This is a genomic window from Paenibacillus radicis (ex Xue et al. 2023) (assembly GCF_024722015.1).
GTDB lineage: Bacteria > Bacillota > Bacilli > Paenibacillales > NBRC-103111 > Paenibacillus_S.
Window position 1 is genome coordinate 137,708 of record NZ_JANQBD010000019.1, and the last position, 24,432, is coordinate 162,139.

Consider the following 24,432-nt stretch of genomic DNA (forward strand, 5'->3'; position numbering starts at 1 on the left):
CGCTACTGTGGAGCAGCTTGAAGCATTCTAATCACAGTGACGACAACCTCTGCTCTAGTCGCTCTTTCGTTAGGCGCGAAGAGATTGGCGCTTCGTCCGTTAACGATTCCCTTTGCAGTTGCAGCTGCTACATAGCCTTTGGCCCATGAAGGAATGTCAGCTTCATCGGCGAAGCTTGGTTTAGTCAGATTATTATCTGACAGCTTCAATGCCCGGCCTACTATGGCAGCTATCTCAGCTCGGGAGATCGGCTGGTCGGGGCGGAAGGTGTTATCTTCATAGCCAGTGATCCAACCTGCGTTAACAGCGCTGCTGACGCCCTCTAACGCCCAGCTTGGAATCTGATTGGCGTCAGAGAAAGCCAGCTTTTCTGTCTTTCCTTGCAAATGCAAGGCTCTGGATATCATTAACGTAAACTCAGCTCGGGTAATCATGTGATCGGGCAGGAAAGAGCCATCGCTGTACCCGTTAATGATTCCTTTGCTTGCTCCATCCTCAATCTGTGCTTGTGCCCAGTGCCCCTGAATATCCTTCCAATTCATACTTTCCGATGGTTTTGACTTATCTTCAGGCTTGGAAGCTTCTTTATTCTTGGCAAAAACTGCAAATTTGGTAAAGTGGTCTACGGTTGCCGTAATGGTAGTGCCGCTAACGGTACCGCCTATTTCCACCCATGTCTTTGCAGACTCGTCATAATAGAAGATGGAAGCCAGATTATCTCTTAATAAGGCAGCATCCAACTGTAGCGTAAGAGTAACCGGATTTTTAAAATTGCCATTGATATTCTTTGAAATTTCGAAAATAGGACTGATCAGCTTCATCTTATCGGTTTTCAGGCTGTCCGTCAGTTCAAGCTTTTGAATGCTGATTTGAGCTGCTTCGCTGAGCGCTCCTTCAGGAATCACAACCGATGCTTCATCCCCTAAGCTGACTTTACCTGAAGCCCCGGCAGCTATCGATATGCTGTTTGAAGGTTGCGTATTCACCGATGCACCGCCACCTCCACGTGAAGACGAGTGGGAGCCGGTGGATTGTGCAGCTGTAAATTTAAAAGCAGTGATCGAATGAGCAGGATACGTGTAGTTAAAAGTATTCGAGTTGATAGCGAGCACACTCGTGTCAATGTCCACTGTATTCGGCTTTTCATTGGTGTTAATGTCTTCAAGCTTATCCGAGTTCAAGGTCCATACTTCAGCCGACTGTGCTTTATAACCGGATAGTTCCACAGCGGAAGCTACTGCATCGGTTGCGTCTTGATTCAGAACAATCATATACAGATCATTATCGGTTCTGGAAGCTACCGTCATCAATTTGCTAATATTTTGATCCTGGTTGTCAATATTGACCGTTCTTACCGGATTATTATCGATGGTCGATTTCACTTGGTTTGCACCGCTCATATGCGTAAACATTTTGTACATGTAAGCGGAAGCTGAAGGCAAGAACGTATACGTGTCAAATAATGCCATAGGTACGGCAGACTTGTTCTCGAACCATCTGTCAATCAGCGAATGCCTCAAAGCGTATTCCAAATCCATATCGATAAAATGCATGAGCATATTGGCGGTTTGCAGAGTAGCTCCCAAGGACCCCTCATATAAAAGAGCGGTTTTGGTTACCCCATTCTCCTGATAGGTCTTAGACTCACCATCATGCTGACCGAATTCCGTTACAATTGGCTTGATATTGCGCCCTGATACTGTAGCGGATGAGTGTGCGATCTCCTTAACTTCTCGAACCCTTGCTTCTGAATCCAACATAGTGGCATAGTGATATTTGGCAACGTTATTTGGATCATAAGGAGTAGTCATTGATAAGCCAACCACAGGCTCCTTTTTTATCCCGACGTAAGGATGGATGACAATTCCGTCGTAAGGAACCGTATTGCCAAGTGCTGCTATGGCGTAGCTCTGGTCCATGGAGCTGTAAATCTTGATTGTCGGATCTACCGCTTTCATCCTGGCATAATATTCGCCAACCCCGGCATGTGTTGTCTGATAGGTAACTTTAATTTCTTTGCCGGCAGCAGGGATATTGCCATGGGTGCCGTCTCCAAACTTGATCGCACCGGTAGTATAATCCAGTTCAAACGAATAGGTTGCTCCGGTCACAGCTAGATTGGATACTTGAGTCCAATTCTGCGCTTGCCAGAGGTCATTTTTGCCTGTAGCAGGGTTATACATATTATTGCCAATGGATACCTCTACCTGTGATCCCGCATCAATCGGAGCGTATTTGACATACTTCACCTGGTTCGGCTTGCCATCGCTTTTGGAAGCATCCGTCGGGTCCGTTTCTCTCCAATCATCAATTAGTCCCGTCTTCTGCTGGGTAAATTTCACCGTACCGCCATTGGCATATAAATAGGCCGTCTTTAGATCGGAATTACTGTTTAAAGCTAGCACTGCGGGATCCTGGGAAATAATTTGCCCAGACATCCAATAATTTTGGCCATAAAAATTAATTTCATTTCCAAGCTCAAAGGTTTTGATGTTATAGGGGGCCGGATGTCCATTCTGTGCGCGCTTCATCGCCCATGGATGTGCAGCGTCGGCAGGAGAATTCAAATACTCTACGAGCTCGGCGGCATCCTGCGGGTTCCCGTTCCCTACATTATATACATAGGGCGTATCGAAGCCATGCTTTTCAGAATAACGCATAGCTTCATCCAAGCCAAAATCGGCTTTCTCCGGGCCGTTGCCTAAATAAGGGTTGACCTCATTCAATCTTTGATCAACAGGTCCTATGGAGCGTTTCCACCAAAAAAGGTTAGCTGTTGTCCCACCCGGATACCGAAGGGATTTCAAACCGATATCGGCTAGTTTCTTGTCAAACTCGGCATAAACACTTTTAGTAACAGGATCCCACATGCCGACTCCATTGACAAAATAGCGATGGTTGACGCCGAACAGGCCAGGTTTGATAGAATGAAGCACATTATTTGCTTCTACCGTGATTTTCGTGCTCGATGCTTCAGCAGCAGCGACAGCTTGAGGAGTCATCACGCCTCCTACAAACATGGATGCAAATAACAATAGGCTCGTGAATCCGCTTACACTTTTATTGAATGATTGCATTGTTGACCTCCCAAATAGTTAATTATAGTTAACGACAGGTATGTCTCTATGCTTGTTATTTCTATCGAGACATACCCATCGGTCCTATTCCAGACCTAGACGTGAATACTGCTCATCGGGCGAGTCATGATCCTCTAATGCTTTGCGCAGCAGCTCTAACATCCTCAACTCCACCGTTTTATCGTGAACTGGATGATTCTGTCCATAATCGTCTATGTTATGGAAGAGCAGATGCTCTCTTATAAACGTACTGTTGACATGAAAGGACTGTGTTTGATCCTTCATTCGCACATTATCTCCCGGTATTTTGTACACGGGAAAGTCCGTCCATTTCAGAAATGGACCTGTCTCAATGCGACTGGGATCAATAATATGATCTGACCCGTAATAATGGCCTATCGTTGTTGGCATAGCCGTGTACAGATGGATCGGTGAATTGTCTTCCTGTGCCGAAGCTCTGAAGTAGGTGTAAGATCCGTCAGTGATATTAACGTTTTTCCCGAAATAGCCGTATAGAGCGCAGTCCCTGATGGCAGAAGCATCACCGCGTATCAAGGGCAACCATGATTTGCCATGCAGCTTGTTCTGGCAGCAGCCTGGATCCACTCCGAAATGCTCCAGCAAGGTTGGGAACACATCGATGTTTTGCGTCAACGCATCGATCCGTTTTCCAGCATACTTGCTTCCCGGCATATGAACCATAAGAGGAATATGGGCAATTTCGTTGTATGCAGGCATAATATTTTTGGCCATAAAGTTATGCTCACCGAGCAAATATCCATGATCGGAGGTGAAAATTAACAAGGTGTCCTCCCACAACCCCTGTTGATCCATCGTATCCAGAAGCTTGCCGACCGAACGGTCCGTCATGGTCAGCAATGCAGCGTAACGCTTCCGTATATGCTTCAGTGCATCGTCCGGCACATTCACCTGTCCATACTCCGGCCAGTAGTAGGACGGACCTTCGTAATCGTCCTCGTAATCATCGAGCTCGCTGTCCGGCAAGTCGAACGGCTCATGTGGATCGAATGCCTCCACCCATAGAAGATAATGATCTTCCTCTCGATTATCTTCAAGCCAATTCAATGCAGATTGGATCGTTTTCGGTGAGGAATAGTCTTCCTCAGTATGAAACTGTGTTCTATTGAGCGCATACTGCGGCATAAATTTGCCGATCTGCTCCGGTTTCTCGGGTGGGCTGACTCTGGAAACCCATGAATCCAGCTCTTGACCACGGATGAAATCCCAAGTGTTGAACTGTTGGCAATAATTTTCTCCGCCTACACGGAAATAATGGTAATGGTCTGTTGCTATATGCGAAAATATTCCATTATCCCGCAGCACCTGCGGTAAAGTATGATCAAATGGCTCTATCGGCCCCCAATTACGCTCAAGAAACCCAAGCCTCCCGGTCAGCATATCCCTGCGTGCAGGCATGCAAGGCAGAGAGCCTGACCAATGGTTGGTGAAAACAGCCGATTTCTCAGCCAGCCTGTCCAAATTGGGCGTTGCGATGCCTGATGCGCCATAAGCGCTAAGATAATGCCGGTTGACCGAGTCCAAGAGCAATACGATTGCTTTCATTATGCTTTCTCCTTTTTTCTACGTAATTAGCCTTTAATTCCCGAAGTGACAATACCTTCAACAAAGTACTTTTGCGTAAACAAGAATAGAATTAATAGCGGTAAAATGATTAACGTCGTTGCCGACATAAGAAGATTCCATTGTACCTGGGTTTCGTCACGGAACATCGTTAAGGCGAGCTGAACGGTTTTCATCTCATCCGCATTGGTAACAATGAGTGGCCATGTATATTCATTCCAGGATTGGGTAGCCTTTAATGCTACGAGGGTTGCAAAGATCGGCTTGCTGACAGGCACATAAATGTACAAAAATGTTTGAACACGAGTTAAGCCGTCAATTTTCGCAGCATCATCCAGTTCTTTAGGAAAGCCAAGATAAAATTGCCTGAACAAAAACACACCGAAGGAACCTGCAACGTAAGGAGCAATTAAGCCCATATAGGAATTAATCCAGCCTAATCCGCCTTGCCCGAACAGATCATTGCCACCTGCAAGAGGAATATGCTTCAGAATCAAGAACACCGGAATCATAGTCACCTGAGGAGGAATCATTAAACCTATCAAGGAAATCAAGAACAGGATATCCCTACCCTTAAAGTTCAATCTGCCAAAGCTATAGCCGGCAATAGAGTTAAGCAATAAGCTTACAATGACTGTAATGACCGTCACAAACACGGAGTTAAAAAAGTATTTTCCCCAGCTGCCCCTGCTCATAGCCTCGACATAATTATGCCAAACCCATGTTTCCGGGAAAAAAATAAACTGTGGAGCCATTATATCCCCCATCGTTTTCAGCGATGTTAAAACCATCAATATAAAAGGGAATAGCATGAGTAAAGAGCAGATTAGTACAATTACAGAAAGCCCTAGCCTGGATTTCGTATCTTCCATACCGTATCAACCACCTTATTTAATCAATGTCATTACCTTGGCCATATTTGAAATTGACGATGGTAATAACCGCAATAATCGCCAGCAAAACCGTTGCCATAGCAGACGAGTAGCCTAATTGGAATTCACCGAATGCACGGTTATATATTTGATGAACAATGGTTGTCGTTGAATTCATCGGACCGCCGTTGGTCAAAATTTTAATTTGTTCAAATACGTTGAAATTGTTAATTAAGCCTGTAATCAATAGAAAAAAAGTGATTGGCTTCAGCATAGGTATCGTGATGTAAAAAAACTTGTGCATTGTATGGGCACCATCTACAGAAGCCGCCTCATACAAGTCGCGCGGAACACCTTGTAACCCGGCCAAATAGATGACCATGTTGTAGCCTACGAATTTCCATATTCCCATAATAATAAGGGCAACCATCGCCCAATTAGCGTCAAAGAGCCATTGCTTTCCTTGCAGATGAAAAACGCCTAGAACGGTATTGGCGATACCGCGAGACGGTTCATAAATCCACAGCCAGATCATGGATACAGCAACCATGGAGGTTACATGAGGCGTGAAAAATCCCGTTCTGAAGAAGGAAAGACCAATTAATTTGTTATTTAATAATCCCGCAAAAATCAAACCAAGAGCAAGCGTAAAGAAGAGGGTAAAAAAAGTGTATATGACCGTATTCTTGAGAGATATCCAGAAAAAGGTATCATCCCATAATACTCTATAGTTTTTGAACCCGATAAAATCCATACGGTTCATGTCATAATTGGTAAAGCTTAAATAGATGTTCATCAGAATGGGAAGCAGGACGAAGATAAGCAAAAATAAATAAAATGGAGCAATTAGCGCATAACCAATCGGATCACGGTCTAGCTGCTGTTTTTTCAATCTACTGCTTGCTGCCGCTTCATGGGGTACTGTGCTTGCATTCATTGTGGTTCTCCTTCCAGCCCAAAATCACAATCTTAAGCATCAGGCTTGCAGAGCTTATTAGCTGCTATCACTGCAAACCTGATGATTGAACCGTATCCTTATTTGCTAATGTTTTTCAGCTCTTTTTCAACATTCTCTTGGGCGTCCTTCAGAGCTTGCTCAGGAGATTTCTTCTTGCTCATCGCTTCCTCATAAGACTGGATAATGTATTTGTTGTATAGAGTTAACCATGGAACAACAGGCTTCCCTTTACCGTTCTTCACATAATCCAATAAAACACTGTTAAAGGCTGGGTCCTCGTCAGTAAATTGTTTTTCCAGCGATTTTTTCACAACGGGGATTTTCAAATCCTTATATCGCTTCCATACTTGATCGTTGGACATCATAAATTTAATAAATTCGAAGGCTTCATCCTTATGCTTGCTCGTGTTTCCGATCGTAAACAGACGGTAGCCGTTGAAAGCGACTTTAGCTTCCTTCTTTAGCACCGGGGCAAAACCTAGCTTGTCCTTTAGATCAGGATTGTTTTTGATGAGATTACTAATTCCACTGGTTTGCAAAAAGGACATCGCAGACTTACCGCTTATAAAAGGAATTTCATCCTTTTTTTGGTAATTGTAAGGAATGCTTACTTTTTTACTGTCCAAATCGACCAAAAACTTTAAGCCTTCGATCGCTTTGCTGTCGTTCAGAACGGGCACGCTTTGCTGTTCATCAATTAACTTTGCGCCATTTTGACGTAAAAAGGGCTCTACAAACACATCCGCGGAAGTATAAGGAATATCAAAGCCGGCGCGAGTGACGTTACCGTTAGCATCCTTCTTGGTCAGTTTCTCAGCGTAACTCGCCAATTCCTCCCAAGTTGCCGGCGGTTTGTTAGGATCCAAGCCTGCTTCTTGAAAATAATCCTTACGGTAAGTCAGAATTTCCGGTGCCGGGAAGAAACCGAGACCCAATGTTTTATCCTGATATTTACCTGCGGTCATTGCGCTTTCCATAACATCGGCCTTCTCATCCCACTTGCTGATATAAGCATCCAATGGGGCAAAATCACCTTTGGTTCCCCTTGATCCCATGAAAGCCAGGTAGGCGGAGAAAATGTCTGGCATCGTCCCGCTAAGCTTTGCCGCGTTTAGCTTGGTATCAATATCTTCTGCAGCGGAGGGCAATACGGTCGTTTCAATCTGAACATTGGGATGCAGCTTTTCGAATTCCTTCGCAGCGTTGTTGAAATATTCATCATTTGCTTTATCTGCACCTGGAAACCAGAATGTTAATTTAACCGGCTCTTTGCTTCCGGTTTCCTTGCCTGATCCTGATTGATTCGCAGGACTGGAGCTGCAACCTGCCAGAAGACCCCCTAACATGACTGCACTAAGCGTTAATGCGGATACTTTTTTTACATTCACTTTATACAACCTCCCCTTTTCGCTTTATAATGGTACCTCTATTTCTGTAACGGTAACCATTGCTTACTTCATTATTATAGATAACGCTTTCTTTTGGTGGAAGAATTGAAGTTTAGGTAATTCCTTTACTTGTACAGTAGTTTTTCCAGAAGCCCCGATAATAAAAAGCTCCTGAGCTCAAATATCAAAAAATATGCATATAAAACCTTAAAAAATTTAGGTGCGTGGAGATTAAGTCATAACTTAGCTTGTTACTTGGTATATAATGGAATTACGAAAAATCCAAATCACAGGAGGAGAGTTGGGGACATACATGGCTATATTTGACGTAGAAGGAGACCGTTTTACTTATAATGGCGAGCAGATACGTATTTTGTCCGGAGCGGTGCATTACTTTCGTGTGGTTCGGGCCTATTGGGAGGACAGGCTTCTTAAGTTGAAATCATGCGGTTTTAATACCGTAGAGACCTATGTCCCATGGAATTTTCATGAACCGGAGGAAGGGCAGTTCTACTTCGAGGGCATGGCGGATTTGGTTCGTTTTATCGAGAAGGCGGGGGAGCTTGGTCTGCATGTTATCGTTCGCCCCAGCCCTTATATTTGTGCGGAATGGGAGTTTGGGGGCTTGCCCGGCTGGCTGCTGAGATATCCGGATATTCGGCTGCGCTGCTCGGATCCGTTGTTTCTGTCCAAAGTGGATGCTTACTATGACGTGTTGATTCCTAGGCTTGTTCCATTGCTTTGTACAAACGGGGGACCTGTTATTGCTGTTCAGGTGGAGAATGAATACGGCAGCTATGGCAACGACAAGGCTTACCTGGAGCATATCCGGCAAGGGCTTCTCCAACGCGGAATCGATGTGCTTCTGTTCACTTCCGATGGGCCTACGGACCAAATGCTTCAAGGGGGAACGCTTGAGAATGTGCTGGCTACCGTTAACTTTGGCTCCCAGACAGCAGAGTCTTTTGCGAAGCTTCAAGAATACCGCCCCGGACAGCCGTTGTTTTGCATGGAATATTGGAATGGCTGGTTCGATCATTGGCTAGAGGATCATCATACTCGTGATGCCATAGATGCAGCCAACGTATTCGGTGATATGCTGGAAGCGGGTGCCTCCGTCAACTTTTATATGTTCCACGGCGGTACCAATTTCGGGTTTACTAACGGAGCCAATCATATAAAAGCTTATGAACCGACTATCACAAGCTACGATTATGATAGTCCGCTTAACGAGTGGGGCGAGCCGACGGAAAAATATTATGCCATAAGAGAGACCTTGTCTAAGTATGCGGATATTGGACAGCTGGAGCTTCCCAAGCCTATGCCCAAGAAAAGCTATGGCACTGTAAAAGTAACCGGGCGTGCTGATTTGTTCTGTCAGTTGAATCGAATTTCTGAGGCCATACATAGTGTATGCCCTGAACCCATGGAGAAGCTGGGACAATCTTATGGCTTCATCCTGTACACGGCGCAGTTGAGTGGACCCCGAAATGGACAGGAGCTTCATTTGCAGGAGGTTCATGACCGGGCACAGATCTTTCTGAACGGTACGGAGCTGGGGGTGGTCGAGCGTTGGAATCCTCAGCCATTGAAAATAGAGGTACCGCAAGAAGGGGCAAGGCTTGATATTCTGGTCGAAAATATGGGGAGAATTAACTACGGCCCATTATTGAAGGATTATAAAGGAATTACCGAAGGCGTCCGCTTGGACAATCAGTTCCAGTTCGGCTGGAGCATGCATCCGCTGCCGATGGAGCAGTTGGAGCAGCTTCAATTTGAAGTTCTTACAGATGGCGATTCTATTGACGGCCCGGCCTTCTACAAGGCTAACTTCCATGTTGGAGAGATCGCGGATACCTTTTTAAGCTTGGAAGGCTGGAGCAAAGGTGTAGCTTTTATAAACGGCTTTAACCTCGGGAGATACTGGAATGTTGGACCTCAAAAAACATTGTATGTCCCAGGGCCCTTGCTGCGTGATGGAGATAATGAATTAATTCTTTTTGAGCTGCATGGCTCCAAACATGCTGAGGTTGCTTTTATAGATGTCCCCGATTTGGGTAAAGAGGCAGCTATTACGCCTGAGTTTTAGTATGAGCCGCTGGATGCATCTTCAAATAAAAGCTTGCAGCTGCATCTGCAGAGTACACAATAAACCAGACGTACTTTTGTTAAGAACCGATATGGGTTCTTTTTTTTTACATATATAGAATTTATATGTTTCGGGGCTCCCCGCTAAGTATCTGAATCAACTTCGAAGCAAGACCCCACTTTGTGGGGATATTTTATGCAAAAAACAAGAGGTCTATGGCGATGCGGAATTGAGCAGATTACTGGATGTAGATCTTTCCAAATACAGCCAATTCGTATACTATTAGTAAAGATATACATCATGTGAAGGGGAGTTATCGATATGCACGATAGATCGAAACCCAGAGCCGCTCATAATGTCGCGGCCTCCAGCCGCTCCACTGCACAGCAGGGAGGGCAGACCACGCAGACGGCCCCATTTCCAACGGGTGGATTTGGCATGTCTTCGACAGCAGGTATCATGCAGCTTCAGCGTTCGATAGGTAATCAAGCGGTAGGCAGAATGATGATGGACAAGCGTATTCAACGCAATACGTCGGGTTCTCCTCCTGTTCCTACTAAGCTGCCCGCATCTCTGCCGAATTCGAAGGCAGCTTCGATGAAATCGATTATGGGTGCTCATTTGCGTGATTATGACAAACAGACCGATGCTGCAACCAATAGTGAGACGTTTACCGTCCAGGAAGATAAAATGATAGGATCCAAGATTAGTTTCCGTGGCGAATTTGAAACCTATGATGTAACCGATAGTACAGGCAAATGGAAATTAGCCAAGTTTGATGGTAAACACGGATTTATTCGAAGCAATAAGATTGGGGAAATCAAGGGACTGTCGGGAGCGAGGGACAAGCTTCAGCAGATCACGGCGCAGCAAGCGCCTAATACTCGCATGGATCAGATCGGTGCTCCTGCCGAAGAAGAAACGGCTAGTATTGAAGATAGGATTGAAATGATCGGTGAGGGAAGCGATATAATAAACACCGGACCGGGCGGCGTTTCAGAATCGTTGGATATTCGTATTGATGATATCGATGGTGTTGAGGGTAAAGAAGAATTAAAAGAGGAGCTGGAGCTGCAAAATGCCAAATTAGGCATGGCAACGGCTCCGGGGGACATGTTAATGTCCGGTCTCAACGGTCTCGTAGCGATGAAGAAGATTGTGGACACGGTTAATGACACGGAAAAATCGGCTACAGAGAAAGGCTTTGACATCACTGAAGGTGTACTCGATACAGGAAAGTCGCTCCAGAAAGGTGTTGAGAGCACCTCAGGGTTTGCCGATAATATCGGAAAGCTATCTGACACAAGTGTCACAGGAGCCGAAGCGGTAAGCGATTGGTCGGGCTCCGTAGGCGAAGCTATATCTGCAATCAAAAGCTCTTTCATGATTGTCAAAAATGTATACGATCTGTTCAGCAAAGCGACCAGCAGCGAGGGCATCAGCGCCGATGAGGCTTTGAGCGGAGGGCTCGAAGTGGTTAGCAACGGACTTAAAGTTGCCCAATCGGCTGTTAAGACTGTGAAATCGATTCTGGATATTCTAAAGGTTGGAGGAGCGGGGCTTGCGCAGGCAATTCCGGGACTTGGCATTGCGATCAGCGGTATTACCATTACGATCAAGGTTTACGGTATGATTAAGTCGGCCATAGCTACTTATCGGATGACACAGGCCAAGCGGAAATTCAAAGAGGATTACGCCAGCAAGGATTACGTTGGGGCTAAGCAGTACACGCTGTTTGGCAGAAACTTGTGGAGCTCCTTCAATCCGGGGACGGATACAGCCAAGCTGCAGCAGCGAAAGCAGGATTTAATCGCGAAGGGAGCTGCGGCGAGCGATGCTGAACAAGTGGAGCTGCGGGATATTCAGGAGTACGAAGTAGCCAAAGAAATGAAGTATATCAATCAGAAACGATTGACGAGAGCGGGCATTCAGATTGGCCTTGAAATGACTAATATCGCCGGGGATATCGCTACTTTAAGCGGTGCCGGGGCCCAAGTCGGAGTACCATTGAAGGCTGTAGCGGCAGGAGTTGGCGTTACAATGAGCTTGGGCCGGAAAGCAAAACAAATAGGCCGTGACCGCGCGGCCAAGCCGGATGCATGGAAGCTTACCAAAATGGTGTTTAATGCAGAGAAATCCTCCACTGTTAAGCATGCGAAAAGAGTTGAGCAAAGTAATTTGATATTGGATATGATAGCGAAGCTTCCAGAGTATAAGCCTAGTGATCCTGACATTAAAAAACAGTACAAGCGCGTCGAGAATTTTATAGCCTCTAGCGGCGTCAATCCTATGGAGCTGTACAGACTTAACGGAGACGTTGGCAAGCAGCGCGAGCTACTGATTAAGAGTATGAAGAAACGCGAATAAACAAACTAACCGGAGGGAATGCCGATGAGTGAAAGTACACAAGCAAGAGATTTGGCTGAGCTGGGCTTTCTTAAGCAATATTTAAAGGAAGCCGGACTCCAATCTGATTTGATCGATCCTTCGGACGATGTGCCAATCGGAGTGCTGCTTGTTCCTATAAACCAGGATGATCGGGAGCGTGATCGCTATCTGACCTTTAGCTTTATTCCCTCTTTGGCTGAGCATGGGATCAAGCATATACGGCTGCTGCAAATCTATACAAAGGTTCCAACCATATGGAAGGAAGAGAATCTGGAGCAAGTAGAAAAATTGCTGCTGGCCATTAATTGTCATCTGGCGATAGGGCATTACAGTATTCGTGAAGACGGAGAACTCTATTATCGGTATGTATGGTGCGTGTCAGGCAGCACAATTTTACCAAAGGATGAGCTGCTGGAGATCATTGATGTATTCATGCTGATGATGGATACATTCGCAGAAATGATCGATGGTGTTGCTTCGGGGAGAACAGAACTGTCCTCGGCTCTTTCTTTTCTCGAAAAAGGATCGAACTAGGATCAGCTTTATATAGAAGTACCGAAGGGTTACAATCTCGTCCCTAATGGGGCGGGATTTTTAAGTCATGGAATGAGAAGAGATGTTCAAAGTTTGCTTTCATTGTACAGGAGACAGGGATACATACATTTGCGGCTGCCGATAGAAAGGTAATAGAAGGAAATCCTCCCGTTAATCCAGCCTGGATATCGTTTGAAAGCAATCTAACTGGAAAAACTCCTGCTAATAGAGGTGATCGGGATGAGATCAGCCGAAATCCTTAGAATTAGCAGGAGAAATTCCAGTTATAGGGCTTGGAACGCTATTTTGGGAGAAAATAACGTGACATTTTCCTGATAATTGCGTTGGGTCGCTAGGCTGCCATGCCATGCTGTAACGAACCCCGAACTCCGCGATTATCACGCGTTGGAAAGCGACCTCATCTCTGCTATTTCTCTGCTGAGATTACCCAAGAAGGGCTATCTCAAAAGAGTAAGCCCTAGTGAGTAAATGAATCTGATATAATGTGTAAAAAAGAACCTTTAATATGGGGGTTCTTTTGTAACCCTATATTCAGGATTAAACGGTGGAAGGGCTATTCCAAAAATGAATTTTGGGACAGCCCTTTCTTATTATCGCAAGCAAAGCTGCCGTAAAAAACGAATTCATCTTCATCGAAAGGGCTTCGATCAAAAGCTTTTCTTATAATAACAGACTTTATAAGTTTTCAGCGGAGCTGAAGAAGTCTGTTATTGCAAGAAAAGCTACCGCTTAGACACGAATGCATCTTCATCGAAAGGGCTTCGATCAAAAGCTTTTCTTATAATAACAGACTTTATAAGTTTTCAGCGGAGCAGAACAAGTCTGTTATTGCAAGAAAAGCTACCGCTTAGACACGAATGCATCTTCATCGAAAGGGCTTCGATCAAAAGCTTTTCTTATAATAACAGACTTTATAAGTTTTCAGCGGAGCTGAAGAAGTCTGTTATTGCAAGAAAAGCTACCGCTTAGACACGAATGTATCTTCATCGAAAGGCTTCGATCAAAAGCTTTTCTTACTGGACAGTCATGGCTTGAATGTATTATTATACATATTAATGAATATTAATGCATTGAGGTGAAAGAGTTTTGAATCATTTATTGTCTTTAAAGGAGCTCGACAAGGCTGCGTTATACTCCATTATTCAAAAGGGTATTGAAATCAAACAGAGCCCCCATGATTTTTACCAAGCGTGTGAGAGAAAAGGTCTTCTTATGCTTTTTCAAAAAACATCTACAAGAACAAATCTGTCTTTCCAGTCAGGTATTAATCAATTAGGCGGTTACGCTGTCACGATGGATTGGGAAACAAGCAATTTCAGCATTTCACCGATTCAGTATGAAGCCAGGTACGCGTCAAGAAATTGCGATGTTATTATGGCCAGATTGAAGAAGCATTCGGATTTGCTGCAGTTAGCTCAATACTCCCAAGTTCCCGTTATCAATGGCTGCTGCGATAAGTATCATCCTTGCCAAGCGTTGGCCGATTTAATGACCATTTACGAAGTTAAGGGGACATTCTCAGGTGTAACTCTCACCTATGTTGGTATTCACAATAATGTTGTTAATTCACTGGTAGCGGGCTGCGTCACATTGGGGATTAAGCTTTTATTGGTGACCCCGATCATTAATGAGGCGTCTTGGGATGAGGATCTTATGCAGGAAGCTTATTCGAGCGGCTGTATTGAGAATGCAGCAAGCTTGTCAGAAGCTGTTGCAAGAACGGATTTTATATATACGGATACTTGGGTTGATATGGAATTTTACCATGATGCTCATTATGAGAATGAGAAAAATCGCAGGCTTGAGACCATGCTGCCTTTTCAGGTGAACCGACGCAATCTGCAAGGATATTCACCCTACATTATGCATGATATGCCGGTTCATCCTGGCTTCGAAATCGAGGAGGATTTAATTGAATCTGACAAATCGATCATTTATCAGCAGGCTGAGAACAGGATGCATGTTCAAAAAAGCTTGCTGTTACATCTGCTTGGACAGGAGGTAGGAGTGAGTGCTTGAATCCAATCATATAAATGACTATTTGGAAGAAACGGATGAGATTGATTTTAGTCACCCAACGATTAGAGAACAAATAGAGCTTTTAGCGGATGGATCGACGGACAACGAAAACGAGCTTGCATTCATTCAGTCTGCATTTGAATATGTGCGTGACGAGATAGCGCATTCCTGGGATATTCAGAGTACAAGAATTACGAGGAAAGCGTCGGAAGTACTGCTGTGGAAGGAAGGAATTTGCTACGCCAAATCCAATCTGTTAGCAGCTATTCTTCGCGGGAGAGGGATTCCGGCAGGCTTTTGCTATCAACGATTAACTCTTGGCGATACGCCGGATACGGGGTACTGCGTACATGCACTCAATGCAGTGTACGTATCTGGTTCCAAGAAGTGGATTCGACTCGATGCACGCGGCAATAAGGAAGGGATAAATGCGCAGTTCTCAACAGAGGAAGAACGGCTGGCTTTTCCGGTTAGAGGGATTTTTGGAGAAATCGATTATCCCACCATATATTCCAAGCCTAATGCCAAAACAATGGAAGTGTTAAAGAAGAATACAAGCTGCTTAAACATGTACCTTAATAAACTGCCTACGGACATCTAATTGGGTGCGGGGGAACGGAGAGTCTATTCAATGCCTATCATTTCGGAGCCTTTCAAGCTAGTGGATATCGCAGCAATTTCTGTTTATGACGCAGACGAAGCAGGCAAGAGGCCGATAGTCCTGCTGCTGCATGGAGCCGGATCCGGGAAAGAATCTGGCCTGGAGGCCGCTCATCAGTTGGCTTCTGCTGGTTTTTTTGCTGTAGTCTTTGATGCATCTGGTTACGGAGAGTCGCCTTATGCCGCTCGGGAGCTGATCGATCCACTGGATATTTTTACAATCTACCGGGAGACCTCGGGGTACATCAATCGACTGATCCGGCATTTGGCTGAGCATCCTGCGGCAGATGCGGACCGAGTGGGTCTGATCGGCTTTTCGATGGGAGCTCATATTATTTATTATTATTTGGCGCAAGAGCGGCTGAAGGCAGTAAAGGCAGCTGTCCCGATCTCGGGCTCTCCACGGTGGGATAATATCGTACGTAGGTTCATTGTTACTTTCAATCAATTTCGCCATTTGGGTGGGGAAGAAACGATACAGGACTATGAAAGACAGGTGTCTGCATTTCATCCGCTGCCGTTATTGAATGAGCTGAGCGAGCTTCCGCTGCTTATCCTGACAGGTGAGAACGATGATAAAATTCCATCAGCGGATTTAGAGGCTTTTTATCATCGTATCGAGAGAAATTACAGCAGCAAGGAGCAGGTTAAATTGACCGTGTACTCTGGAGTCGGGCATAAATTTACGGCGGATATGATGTCCGATGCTCTGGAGTGGTTCAAGAAATATTTATAAATGGCAGCAAGTTAATTTAAACGGTAAATAAATTAACTTGCTGCCTCAGCTTTTGAGCAATGGTGCTCAAGTGATTGGCGGAATAAGCCATTTCATTAACTGAAGCCAGCTGTTGGCCTGTAGTTGTGACGACATGAGTAGCCGCTGTAGCCGATTCGGCGGCAATGTTTTCCATAACTTGTATGGTGGCATATACCTCTTGAGCGCTTCCTGCCAATCTTTGTGCAGCGAAGGAGATGCTTTGAATACTCTGGCTAACATCTTCGGCTCTATGTACAATGCTCGTGAAAGAGGCTTCAGCACTTCCAATCGAAGCCATTCCCGATTCGACTTCGGTTAGCCCTTGTTTCATAGTTTCCGTAACCTTGGCGGTATCCGTTTGAACCTTCGTAATAATACTGCCAATTTGCCTAACGGCGTCTGAAGATTGCACAGCCAGCTTGCGCACCTCATCGGCTACAACTGCAAAACCTCGCCCCTGCTCCCCTGCACGAGCCGCTTCAATTGCAGCATTGAAAGCAAGTAAATTGGTTTGCCCGGCAATATCACCGATGATTTCTACTATTTTTCCAATATCCTTGGAATGCTGCCCCAACTGATTCATCCCTTGCTCAGCACGCAATACGACCTCGTTAATATTCCCCATCACATGAATGGCTGAATTCATAGAGGAATGTCCCAGCTTCGCCTGACGTGAGGCTTCATCGGCCACACCCGACAATTCAGTGGTGGAATCCGCAATGAATTGAACTCCGTCGGTAATTTTTTCTATAGATTGCCCCGTCTGGCTTGCACTGAGCAGTTGATTGTCGGATCCTTCAGCGACTACCTGGATCGATTTGTTTACTTCATCTGCAGCCAACGTGTTCTGCTCGCAATTGATCAGAAGCTGACTAGAAGAAGTGGCTACCGTATCGGAAGCCTCATGAATATGCATAATCGTCGTACGAAGATGGAGGGTCATCTGATTTAAGGAGACGACGAGTTGACCGATTTCATCGCGATTTTTCACTTTTAGCGCTTGCTGTGTCAGATCCCCTTCTGAAATTTGTTTCAGCACCTGGGATACCCGCTTAACCGGCCCCGCTAGATTGGCTGCAATAAGGAGGGCTAGTCCAACTGAAATCACAACCGATAGCAGCACAGTGATTGCGATATCACGAACTGCACTTTTATATAGATTTGCGCTTTTCTCTGAGGATTCTTCCGCTCCAATCTTATTTAAGTCGACAAGCTCATTAATTTCTTTCTGCATTTCCTGATAAGCCTGCTCGGACTTGGTGAGCATAGCTGCAATCTGTGTGGAGTAGGCACCCGCACCCTCTACGAAATTAACCCTGGTAGCCATGATGAAGGAATCCGAATAAATATCTTTGTAGGTAGCCCATTTCTTCTGCAGATTATCAAAATGCCCCTGTTCCTTGGCATCTTTAATCATTCCCTGGTACATGGCTAATCCATCATCAATTTTTTTGAAAAGCTTACCGGATTCCGGCATGAAGTTTCCTTTTTTACTATCATTAGGCTCCATAATCATGGTAGCCTGGAGGGCTAGCATATCCTTGGCGTACAAATTAATATTGCTGATGGTCTCAATGCCCTTCATCCAGGAGTCTGTTATTTCACTCGTTTCTTTCTGCATCAGGGACATCCTCTGCATACTAACGGCCCCTATGATGCCTAGAAGAATGATTATCAGAAGGAATGAACCTAATAGTTTTTTCCGGACGGTAAGATGTGTGGGCAAGGAAATGAATTTGCGCATACGTATATTTTGAAACTCGATTTTCGACCATTTACTCCACATGGGCACAAGTCCTCTCTACCATATTCTCGAAACTAGTATCAGTATAAGTCACAATTTGTAGCTAAGTGTCATCTGCAAGTAAAGGTATTATAAATTTGATCTATATAAAATATTGTTTACTATAGATTTTATTTATACAATTGACGAGTTGAAGGATTCTACCCCGCTGCGTTGAATCGTTTACATATCGTTTGCTGAACCATTTTAACCGCCCAGGGAGTGTTAGCTTATGAAACAGCTGCTGTATCGTCTTTCCTTCAAAAAAAGAATTTGGGTTTCTTTCGTTCTTCTGATGACACTGGCGATTGCCGCCTCGGGCTGGAGCTCTTACACCATTTCCGCAACAATAGTCGAGCAGAATGCACTCCGGTTAAGTCAGGATACGATTAATAAATCGTCCCAGGTGCTGGATGAGAAGCTCAAAAAGATTGTTTTATCGATCATGTCCCTTAAAATAAGCGATCCGTATAAAAATGTTCTTGATGATGTATCCATGGAGGATGTTAGCCGATATTATTATCATTTATCCTCGCTTCAGTCGATGCTGGCGCTGCTCAAATTTAATGATGACTTTATACAGTCGATTCTTATTGCTACGCCGATCGGCGATTTTTATCCTACCACTTATACACGCCTGAAGGAAAACTCCTTTTATCAGTCCGGGATGTATCAGAAAATTAAAGCTATGCAGCGGGGAGTATGGATCGAGAGCCATGAAGACAGCTTTTTTTATGGAAAAGACAGGGTCATTTCCTTTGTGGTGGATGGCAGTGCGGCGAAGTACGTAGAGGATGTGTACATCGTAGTTAATATTAAGGAGAAGGATCTGCAAAATTTAATCGTTGATCAGATCAGCACCTCCACAGGTTATTCGCTTGTGAACAGGGAGGGGAAGCCTGTCATAGGTCGCACTGGTAATGGGGAGGAAACCTGGAGGCAGGATCCGGAATTTCTCGGCAAATTTAAAAATGAGAAGAACGGTTACTTCAGTTCAATAATCGAGGATAAAGACTATCTGATCAATTATTCCAGGCTGGATGTCGGAGAGGATTGGATTTTGTATGAAACTCAGTCGAAGCAAGTTGTATTGCAGCAGGTGGAAGCTATTAAATGGACGACACTGCTGGTCATATTAGGATTCGTGCTGCTGGCGCTGCTGCTGTCGAACGTGCTTACTGATCTCTTGCTGAGGCCCTTATTCCGGCTTAATAACTTAATGAAGCGAGTGGAGCATAATGATCTGGATGTGCGATTCCACAGCTTGTACCAAGATGAGGTATCACAGGTGGGCATGAGGTTCAATTCGATGCTTGAGGAAATCAAGAAGCTGATCGCTAAGGTGAGATGGGGAGAAGAAGAAAAACGCAAAACGGAAATTAAAGCGCTTTCCGCGCAGATGGAGCCGCATTTTCTGTATAATACGTTAAACACGATTTATTGCAAATCCGTGCTAGGTAATAATGAGGATGTCAATGAGATGATTTTATCGTTATCTACGTTGTTTCAGCTTGGTTTAAGCCAGGGCAAAGATATTCTGCGAATCGAGGAAGAGCTGCTGCATGTCAAGCATTACATGACTCTTCAGCAGAAGTGCTATGAAGGTAAGTTCGATTTCATTATTGATGTCGAGGACGAAACTATTTTAGAACTGGAGATTCCTAAGCTTATTTTGCAGCCTCTGGTGGAAAACTGTATTCTTCATGGATTTAAGGATCGTGAGGAAGGCGGTCTTATTCGGATAATGCTGAGGAGAACAGAGCAGGCTATATACTTTTCAGTCGAGGATAACGGCATGGGTATGGATGTGAACAGCTTGAAACGTTCTATAGAGCAGCCGCAAGTCTCTCACAAGGGCTATGCACTGCGGAATATCGCTCATCGGCTTCATTTATTTTACGGAGAAGGAGCAACGATTGAATATGATAGCAAACCGGGGATAGGCTCCAAAGTTCAGTTGATCCTATCGCATCGGGAGGGGGAGAAGGCGTATGCAAACAGATAACGCAATATTCAAGCTATGTGTGATTGACGATATAAAAAGTACGGTTGAAATGATTGCCACCAAAATTCCTTGGGACGATTACGGGATTGAGATTGCAGGTACCGCAAAAAATGGGGAAGAAGGGCTGCGTATTATTCAAGAGGTTCGGCCTGATATTATTTTAACCGATATCCGCATGCCTCGAATGGATGGACTGGAGATGATCAGCCGCATTATTGAACAGCTTCCTGATTGTAAAATTATCATTCTCAGCGCTTATACGGATTTTGAGTATGCACAGCAAGCGATCCGTCTGGGGGCCTTGGATTTTATGAAGAAGCCGTTCTCCATTCAGGAGATTACGAAGGTAGTGCTGAAGGCGAAGCAGGCGTTGGAGAAAGAGCAGAATAAGCATGAGCAGTTTCAGATTATGGAGAAAAAGGTTCAGGAAAGCCTGCCTTTATTGCGTCAAGAATATTTCAGCCGATTGCTGCAATACCAGACTCGGAGGGAAGATGCGGAGCGATACTGGAATGAATTGAAGGTCCATATGGAGCTGGAACGATTCGTAGTTCTGATCATTGAAATCGATCAATTTACGGACAAATATGCCACACAGCCGATTCATGAAATCGAGCTCATCCGATTTGCTTTGCATAACATTATCGAGGAAACCATTAGCAGCACTACCCAAGGCATCGTTTTCCGCGATGGACAGAGCTACTTCACATGTATCATAAACAGTGACCGTCTGGAGGAGGTAGAGCTTCTTGCCCGAGAATGCTGCTCCAACATTGCGGAGTGTACACGGTTTACCATTTCAATAGGTATTGGATCCATGGTCCGTGAAATTCACGAGCTGCCGCTCTCTTATAAATCGGCTTTATCAGCTCTGGCCTATCATTTCTATACAGGGGGAAACGGTGCATACAGCTTTACCGATGTACCGAAGGAGCGGGAGGCTTTCCCGCGTTATTCACCGGCCAAAGAGCAGGAGCTGCTCATTTCCCTTCGGGCAGGCAATCTGGACAAATCGTTACAAGAGCTGGAATGTATCTTCGAGGAAATGAATCATCTGAGCCCACTCCCCGATCCGAATTATATTCGCAGCCTGTATTATGAGCTGGCCTTCATCATGCTGCGTGTTCTTTACGAGTTGGTTCCATTCTCCAGCTTGCAGGAATACGACCGTAAAATCCGTGACCGCAGCAACCAGGAGCTGGTTATGGTTCAGGAATTTCAGCAGATGTTGAAGGATATCAGCAGGGGAGGCTGCGCTTGGATTGAGAAGGAAAAAGTAAGCGATTCGACCAAGCTGATCTATCGGGCCATAGAGTATATTCGTACGAACCTGCATTTGGATTTAACGGTGGAGCATTGCGCGAGGTTCATGAATATAAGCGGAGGGCATTTTGCCAATCTGTTCAAAAAGGTAACGGGAACTACGTTCAACCAGTTCGTAACTAACGAGCGGATTGAGCGAGCCAAAAGACTGCTGATTGATAATTATCAGGTGCAGGAGATTGCCCAGTCCTTGGGTTATGAGCACAGACGCTATTTCAGCGATGTGTTCAAGAAGCATACGGGCCAGACCCCCTCGGAGTTTAAGGATGCCTATCTAGGGCAGAAATAATGGATTTCTGCCCTCTTTCTTTGTTTTGCCACATTATGCCGCATCCTTTTATCCACTACAATAAACAGCAAGAGCTAGATAATAGCTTAACAAACGAGAGAGAAAAGGGAGGCCTTTTAGGGATGAAAAAGACGGCTGTAACGGCAATGAGCGTGTTGCTATCGGTAAGCCTGGCTGCATGTGGAGCAGCTCCGGAGGAAGGGAAGAAGGAAGCGGCAGCTGGCACCAAACCGGGCGAGAAGACGAAGATTACGTATTGGACCCTCGATCGTCATGATGCGGATTATATCAAAGAAGTGATCGAAAAGTTCAATACGACGAATAAGGACAACATTGAAGTGGAACTGGTCGTGAAAGCGGACGATTATGCGCAGGCTCTAGACTTGGCCTTTGCGGCTGCACAAGCGCCGGATGTGTTCAGAGTGAAGGAAGGCGCCGTGATTCAAACCTTTTATAAAAAAGGATATATGGCACCAATCGACGGTTACTTAACGGATGAGCAGAAAAAGAAGTTTCCGGCAATGGCCGATCAGAATCTCTTCGACGGTAAGTTGTACAGTCTGCCGAACTATGGAAGCACTATGAGGCTCGTATACAATAAAGATTTGTTCGACAAGGCAGGAATTGCTAAGCCGCCGGCCACGCTTGCAGAGATGGTAGAGGCTGCCAAGAAGCTGACGGCAGCAGGAAAAGCAACAGGGGCGTATGGCTTTGCATTGCCGTTCAAAACACCTGCGAGCGCTTGGAACCGTTCAGCCAGGGTAATAGCCGAGCTAAGCGGCTATGGGGGCTTCGGTTATGACTTCAAAACCGCGCGCTTTGATATGAGCGGATTCAAGGAAGTTACGAAGGCGTTCAAGCAAATGCGCGATGATGGCAGCACTTTGCCTGGGATGGAAGCGCTTGATATTGATCCGCTGCGCGCTCAGTTCGCCGAAGGTAAGATCGGGATGTACTTGTCCTATTCTTCGGAGCCCGGAGTTTATAAGAGTCAATTCCCGGCCAAAATTAATTGGTCATCGGCTCCTGCACCGACTATCGATGGCAACGCGAAGGGCGCATCCGGCTTCCTCGGAGGTCAATGGCTTGCGATTAATAAAGACTCGAAGAAGAAGGACGCCGCATGGAAGTTCATCAGCTATATGAGCGGTGATGACATTTTACAAACGTATCACGAGAAGGGCTACGGTATTTCCATGGTTCCCTCTATTATTGCGAAGGCGAAGAAGCCTGAAATTAACGGAATCGAAGGATTTTTGCCCAATAAATACGATGGCGTATGGCCGACACAACCGACTGTGAACGTGCAGGGAGTGAAATACGAGGATGCCTTCTGGAGATATATTTTGGAAGGTGGGGACTTGGATAAGATCGTGGCTGATCTGAACAAACGCTATAATGAAGCGCTCGATAAAGCTATTGCAAGCGGTGATGTAAAAGTAGCGCCGGATCCAAGCTTTGATCCTGCCAAAATGCAAGGCTCGTTTGCGAAATAACGAGATTCACGGAGCCTGTCAGATTCAGTCAGATTCAGTCTGCTGCTGCAGGCTCCCCTTTTTTAGCAAGAAAAGCAACCGCTAAGACACGAATGTATCTTCATTGAGAGGGCTTCGAATAGAAGCTTTTCTTATCAACAAGTGAAATTAGGAGGAGGGCTGACAGATGAGGAAATTACGGCCGCAGCTGGCAGGTTACGGATTTACATTACCAAGCCTGATCTTAACGCTCGTATTCGGCGTATACCCTATCCTATGGGCGATGCGGTATATGTTTTATGATTACAAAGGCTATGGCAAAGAGCGTTTCGTCGGCTTGGATAACTTTACCCAATTATGGAATGATCACACTTATTGGGATTCGGTTGTAAACACCTTCGTGTACGCAGGAGGAAAGCTAATCATTACGCTGCCATTGTCCCTTATATTGGCTGTGATCCTGAATAAGGGGCTGAAGGGTAAGCATCTGCTGCGGGCTATTTATTTTATGCCTACTATCGTGAGTACATCGGTCATTTCCATTGTGTTCTTCATTATTTTCAATTCCTATAACGGAATTCTCAATCAATATTTAACCCGCTATCATATCATCTCCAAAAGTATCGATTGGCTGGGACCCGGTCATGCCATGCTTATCGTCATTATTATTGCGGTATGGGGTGCGGTAGGCAATTATATGCTTCTCTTTATTGCGGGGCTGCAAAATATTCCGAATGATGTCTACGAGAGCGCTTCGCTGGATGGAGCCAATTCGGTGCAAAAGTTCTGGTACATTACGATTCCGATGCTGGGCCCTGTGCTGCAAATGGTCATTATGCTGGCTATTATCAACTCCCTGAAAGGCTATGAAAGCATCATGGTGTTGACGGAAGGCGGTCCGATAGGCAAAACGGAAGTCATGTATCTGTATGTTTACAAGCTGTTCTTTCCTCTTACTTCCTCAGGCTCGGCTGTGGAGCAGCAGATCGGCTACGGGAGTGCCGTTGGCTTTGTAACGGCATTGATTGTAGGGGTCATCACTGTCATTTATTTTTATTCATCCAAACGGATGAATAAAGTGTACTAATCAGTGCTTGCAACAAGCCTAAACTCACAGGAGGTGTGCAGATGGAAACCAAAGCCGCAGTAAAGCTCAACTCTACCACCAATGGATGGTCGGTCAGCTCAGCTG

The 24,432-nt window shown here is 45.2% G+C and carries 16 protein-coding genes; 10 read left to right on the plus strand and 6 right to left on the minus strand.

From position 1 onward, the window contains the following. Positions 1 to 2 precede the first annotated feature (2 nt). The 5 genes from NV381_RS24530 to NV381_RS24550 all read right to left on the minus strand — a co-directional run bounded on the left by NV381_RS24530 (position 3) and on the right by NV381_RS24550 (position 7,897). Positions 3 to 3,077: an S-layer homology domain-containing protein gene (locus NV381_RS24530; RefSeq protein WP_258215925.1), complete on the minus strand. Its 3,075-nt coding sequence runs from the start codon at positions 3,075 to 3,077 to the stop codon at positions 3 to 5. A gap of 84 nt (positions 3,078 to 3,161) precedes the next feature. Then, positions 3,162 to 4,661 carry a sulfatase gene (locus tag NV381_RS24535; protein WP_258215926.1) on the minus strand — a complete coding sequence of 500 codons (1,500 nt, stop codon included), beginning with the start codon at positions 4,659 to 4,661 and terminating at the stop codon, positions 3,162 to 3,164. A 26-nt stretch (positions 4,662 to 4,687) separates the two neighbouring features. After that, a complete protein-coding gene (locus NV381_RS24540; RefSeq protein ID WP_258215927.1) occupies positions 4,688 to 5,551 on the minus strand; it encodes a carbohydrate ABC transporter permease in 864 nt (287 codons plus the stop codon). 19 nt (positions 5,552 to 5,570) lie between these two features. Continuing rightward, the gene (locus NV381_RS24545) at positions 5,571 to 6,488 is read right to left on the minus strand and encodes a carbohydrate ABC transporter permease (RefSeq protein WP_258215928.1); all 918 of its coding nucleotides are present in this window, start codon (positions 6,486 to 6,488) and stop codon (positions 5,571 to 5,573) included. Between the two features lie 98 nt (positions 6,489 to 6,586). Continuing rightward, the gene (locus tag NV381_RS24550) at positions 6,587 to 7,897 is read right to left on the minus strand and encodes an ABC transporter substrate-binding protein (RefSeq protein WP_258215929.1); all 1,311 of its coding nucleotides are present in this window, start codon (positions 7,895 to 7,897) and stop codon (positions 6,587 to 6,589) included. Positions 7,898 to 8,210: 313 nt separating this feature from the next. Between NV381_RS24550 and NV381_RS24555 the strand changes: the two genes are divergently transcribed. The 6 genes from NV381_RS24555 to NV381_RS24580 all read left to right on the plus strand — a co-directional run bounded on the left by NV381_RS24555 (position 8,211) and on the right by NV381_RS24580 (position 16,344). Beyond that, positions 8,211 to 9,986 carry a glycoside hydrolase family 35 protein gene (locus NV381_RS24555; protein WP_258215930.1) on the plus strand — a complete coding sequence of 592 codons (1,776 nt, stop codon included), beginning with the start codon at positions 8,211 to 8,213 and terminating at the stop codon, positions 9,984 to 9,986. A gap of 321 nt (positions 9,987 to 10,307) precedes the next feature. Beyond that, on the plus strand, positions 10,308 to 12,353 hold the full coding sequence (locus NV381_RS24560) for a hypothetical protein (protein ID WP_258215931.1): 2,046 nt from the start codon (positions 10,308 to 10,310) through the stop codon (positions 12,351 to 12,353). Between the two features lie 24 nt (positions 12,354 to 12,377). Beyond that, complete coding sequence (locus NV381_RS24565; protein WP_258215932.1) at positions 12,378 to 12,908, plus strand: YbjN domain-containing protein; 531 nt, start codon at positions 12,378 to 12,380, stop codon at positions 12,906 to 12,908. Between the two features lie 1,107 nt (positions 12,909 to 14,015). Then, complete coding sequence (locus tag NV381_RS24570) at positions 14,016 to 14,948, plus strand: ornithine carbamoyltransferase (protein ID WP_258215933.1); 933 nt, start codon at positions 14,016 to 14,018, stop codon at positions 14,946 to 14,948. Then, positions 14,941 to 15,549, plus strand: a complete 609-nt coding sequence (locus tag NV381_RS24575; RefSeq protein ID WP_258215934.1) for a transglutaminase-like domain-containing protein — start codon at positions 14,941 to 14,943, stop codon at positions 15,547 to 15,549. The genes NV381_RS24570 and NV381_RS24575 overlap by 8 nt, the downstream gene beginning before the upstream one ends. A 30-nt stretch (positions 15,550 to 15,579) precedes the next feature. Next, on the plus strand, positions 15,580 to 16,344 hold the full coding sequence (locus NV381_RS24580; protein WP_258215935.1) for an alpha/beta hydrolase family protein: 765 nt from the start codon (positions 15,580 to 15,582) through the stop codon (positions 16,342 to 16,344). A 16-nt stretch (positions 16,345 to 16,360) separates the two neighbouring features. On the opposite strand, the gene NV381_RS24585 is transcribed toward NV381_RS24580, so the two are convergent. Beyond that, positions 16,361 to 18,151, minus strand: coding sequence for a methyl-accepting chemotaxis protein (locus NV381_RS24585; RefSeq protein ID WP_308862223.1), 1,791 nt, complete (start codon positions 18,149 to 18,151; stop codon positions 16,361 to 16,363). A gap of 229 nt (positions 18,152 to 18,380) precedes the next feature. On the opposite strand from NV381_RS24585, the gene NV381_RS24590 reads away from it, so the two are divergent. From NV381_RS24590 to NV381_RS24605, 4 genes are all read left to right on the plus strand, one after another. Continuing rightward, entirely contained in the window at positions 18,381 to 20,153 is a 1,773-nt protein-coding gene (locus NV381_RS24590; protein WP_258215936.1) for a sensor histidine kinase, read from the plus strand. Next, positions 20,140 to 21,765, plus strand: a complete 1,626-nt coding sequence (locus NV381_RS24595; RefSeq protein WP_258215937.1) for a response regulator — start codon at positions 20,140 to 20,142, stop codon at positions 21,763 to 21,765. The genes NV381_RS24590 and NV381_RS24595 overlap by 14 nt, the downstream gene beginning before the upstream one ends. A gap of 122 nt (positions 21,766 to 21,887) precedes the next feature. Then, entirely contained in the window at positions 21,888 to 23,261 is a 1,374-nt protein-coding gene (locus tag NV381_RS24600; RefSeq protein ID WP_258215938.1) for an ABC transporter substrate-binding protein, read from the plus strand. A 166-nt stretch (positions 23,262 to 23,427) separates the two neighbouring features. After that, positions 23,428 to 24,327: a carbohydrate ABC transporter permease gene (locus NV381_RS24605; protein ID WP_258215939.1), complete on the plus strand. Its 900-nt coding sequence runs from the start codon at positions 23,428 to 23,430 to the stop codon at positions 24,325 to 24,327. Positions 24,328 to 24,432: the final 105 nt, after the last annotated feature.